The sequence below is a fragment of the Acetatifactor sp. genome (genome assembly GCF_982438285.1).
The window spans coordinates 1-3,580 of the sequence record NZ_CEWDFQ010000319.1; the positions used below are offsets into that span (position 1 = coordinate 1).

Genomic DNA, 3,580 nt, shown 5'->3' on the forward strand with positions numbered 1-3,580 from the left:
GGAGGAGAGACCTCAGCGGGAAGAAAGACTTCAGAGAGAAGAGAGGCCTCAGAGAGAGGAAAACCATCAGAAAGAGAACCAGCAAAGAAGTGAAGCGCGGTCAAGAGGGGAAGGCCGTGTCAATGAGATTTACGAGGAGGGCCAGTACCCAAAAGAGCTGGACAGCGGCGAGGAGGCCAGCGGCATTTTGGAGGTTATGCCGGATGGCTATGGTTTTATCCGCTGTGAGAATTATCTGCCCGGTGAAAACGACGTGTATGTGGCGCCCAGCCAGATCCGGCGTTTTGGGTTGAAGACCGGAGACATTCTGCGGGGCAATAAACGGGTAAAGACCCAGCAGGAGAAATTCAGCGCTCTTTTGTTCATCCGCACCATAAACGGCTATACTCCCGAGGAATCTGCAAAGAGAACGGCATTTGAAGATATGACCCCCATTTTCCCCAACCGGCGCATCAAGCTGGAAACGCCAGGCTGCAGCATTGCAATGAGGGTGATGGATCTGGTAAGTCCTGTGGGAAAGGGACAGCGCGGCATGATTGTTTCCCCCCCAAAGGCAGGAAAGACTACCCTGTTAAAGGAGGTAGCCAAATCGGTTCTGCGCACCAATCCCCACATGCACATGCTGATTCTGCTCATTGACGAACGGCCGGAGGAAGTGACGGATATCAAAGAGGCCATCCAGGGGGATAATGTGGAGGTGATTTACTCTACCTTTGACGAGCTGCCTGAGCATCACAAGAGAGTGTCGGAAATGGTGATCGAACGTGCCAAGCGTCTGGTAGAGCACAAGAAGGATGTGGTGATTCTCTTGGACAGCATCACTCGTTTGACCAGAGCCTACAATCAGGTGGTTCCTCCCAGCGGGCGGACTCTTTCAGGCGGACTGGATCCCTCTGCCCTTCATATGCCTAAACGGTTTTTCGGTGCGGCCCGCAATATGAGAGAGGGCGGGAGCCTGACCATTCTGGCTACGGCCCTGGTGGATACGGGCAGCAAGATGGATGATGTGGTATACGAGGAATTTAAGGGAACAGGAAATATGGAGATGGTACTGGACCGCAGGCTGTCCGAGAAACGGATATTTCCAGCCATTGATCTGGCCAAATCCGGCACCAGAAGAGAGGATCTTTTACTTTCGCCGGAGGAGATGGAGGCCATCAATGTGATGCGCAAGGCGCTCAATGGACTAAAGCCCGATGAGGCAACAGACCGGATCCTGGATATGTTTGCCCGCACCAGAAACAATATGGAATTTGTGGCAATGGTAAAAAAGAACAAATTTATTTGATTTAAGTATTGCAAGCCTTGTTTTGTTATGTTACAATAATACCGCTGTTTGTGGTTCCATAGGCAGTGAGGATGCGAATATAGACCTATTTAGCTAATTTTACAATAGAGAGGTGAAAAAAATGAAAGAAGGAATCCATCCCGCATATTATCAGGCAACTGTAACCTGCAACTGTGGCAACACCTTTGTGACCGGCTCTACCAAGCCTGAGATTCACGTGGAGGTTTGTTCAAAGTGCCATCCGTTCTATACAGGACAGCAGAAAACTGCAAGGGCCGATGGACGGATTGAGAAGTTCAACAGGAAATACGGTGTCAAATAAGAACGCAGAAAAGGTTGAGGTATTTCTATCTCAACCTTTTTTTTCCAAAGTAAAGGTGCAAGGAGACTATGGCGAGAAAAAAGTGCAACCGGTATTCCGGCATTGGCGGGCAGGCCGTGCTGGAAGGTATTATGATGAAGAACAAAGAGAATTATGCGGTAGCCGTCAGAAAGCCTGACGGAGAGATTGAAGTGGAGCTGGAATATTACCAGGGAGTGCTGCATGGTCATAAAATAAAGGAGCTGCCCTTTATCCGGGGAATTTTCAATTTTGTGGATTCCCTGATTCTCGGCACAAGGGCGTTAAATTATTCCGCTTCCTTCTACGAGGAGGAAGAAGAGGAGACGAAGCTTGACAAGGCATTGAATAAAATGTCAAAGGGAAATGCAGAGAAGGTGCTCACAGGGTTTGTGACCGTTCTTTCGGTGGTGCTTGCAGTGGGGATCTTTATTGTGCTTCCTTATTATATTTCTTCCCTTTTTGACGGCTATATCCGCAACCGTTCTCTGATGACCATTGTGGAGGGTGTCATCCGCATCGGTATTTTTGTGTTGTATGTGTGGGGGATCAGCGCCATGCAGGATATCAAGCGCTTGTACCGGTATCATGGTGCGGAGCACAAATGTATCAACTGCATTGAGAAGGGCAGGCCGCTTACCGTGCACAATGTGATGCGAAGTTCCAGACTGCACAGGAGATGCGGAACCAGTTTTTTGTTTTTTGTGTTTTTTGTAAGTATTATTTTGTTTTTCTTTATTCAGGTGGACAGCGTGGCGGCCAAGGTGGTGCTGAGGGTGCTGCTTTTGCCTGTGGTTGCGGGGATTTCCTATGAGATCATTCGTCTCGCGGGACGAAGCGACAATCTGCTTGTGCGGATTCTTTCTGCTCCGGGGATGTGGATTCAGCGTATGACCACAAAGGAGCCGGATGAAAGCATGGTGGAGGTTGCAATAGCAGCGGTGGAAGCTGTGTTTGACTGGAGAAATTATCTTTATGAGAATTTTGGCTATGAGGTGGATGAAACCTGGATGGAACAGGAATCCGGCAGAGAGGATGACTGAGAGGACAAGGCGGTAAGGGCTTATGACATATGAGGAATGCTTTCAGAGCGGAAAAGCAGTCCTGGAGAGGGCCGGAGTACAGGAAGCCGCGCTGGATGCCAGGCTGCTTTTGGAGTATGTGTGTGATACGGATAGAAATACCCTGCTGGTGCATGGGGAGAAAGAAGTTTTGGACAGCCAGGCGAGGGCTTATGAGAGTCTGATCGAAAAGCGGGCCCGGAGGATGCCTCTTCAGTATTTGACAGGCGTTCAGGAGTTTATGGGGCTTGTATTTGCGGTCAATGAGCATGTATTGATTCCCAGGCAGGATACGGAAATTCTGGTGGAGGAGGTGCTTCGGGAGCTTTCCGACGGAAGCAGGATTCTGGATATGTGTACCGGCTCAGGGTGCATTCTGATCAGCCTTCTGCATTTTTCCAATCACTGTCAGGGGATGGGCGTTGATATCTCCGGGGAAGCGTTAAGGACGGCTGAAGAGAATGCCGTGCGAAACGGTCTGCTCTTAGAAAAGGCGCCTTTGGAGGAAGGGGATGCTTCCTGGGACTTATGCGGGCAGGAGAAGGCCGGAATCTGCTTTCTGCAAAGTGATTTGTTTGCGTCTGTAAAAGGAAAATTCGAGGTGATTGTTTCCAATCCCCCCTACATTCCCAGCGCTGTCTTGGATACGCTGATGCCCGAGGTGAGAGAGCATGAACCAAGACTGGCTCTTGACGGCCATGAGGATGGATTGTATTTTTATCGTAAGATTATCTCAGACAGCAGAGAATACCTGACAGGCGGGGGACGGCTTTTTTTGGAAATTGGATATGATCAGGGGGAAGCCGTGAAGAGCCTCATGGAGCAAAAGGGCTTTAGGGATATTGTGATAGTGAAGGATTACGGAGGACTTGACAGAGTGGTGTCAGGAAC

The 3,580-nt window shown here is 49.6% G+C and carries 4 protein-coding genes; all 4 read left to right on the forward strand.

Features of this window, described 5'->3' with window-relative positions; genetic code table 11:
* A partial coding sequence (gene rho, locus AC1WIP_RS13135) for a transcription termination factor Rho (RefSeq protein ID WP_481142251.1) occupies positions 1-1,288 on the forward strand: 1,288 nt, incomplete at its 5' end.
* 121 nt (positions 1,289-1,409) lie between these two features.
* Positions 1,410-1,610: a 50S ribosomal protein L31 gene (rpmE, locus tag AC1WIP_RS13140; protein WP_318704925.1), complete on the forward strand. Its 201-nt coding sequence runs from the start codon at positions 1,410-1,412 to the stop codon at positions 1,608-1,610.
* A 68-nt stretch (positions 1,611-1,678) separates the two neighbouring features.
* Positions 1,679-2,671: a DUF1385 domain-containing protein gene (locus AC1WIP_RS13145; protein WP_481142252.1), complete on the forward strand. Its 993-nt coding sequence runs from the start codon at positions 1,679-1,681 to the stop codon at positions 2,669-2,671.
* Positions 2,672-2,693: 22 nt separating this feature from the next.
* Positions 2,694-3,580: peptide chain release factor N(5)-glutamine methyltransferase (prmC, locus tag AC1WIP_RS13150; protein ID WP_481142253.1), on the forward strand; the 887-nt coding region annotated here is incomplete at its 3' end.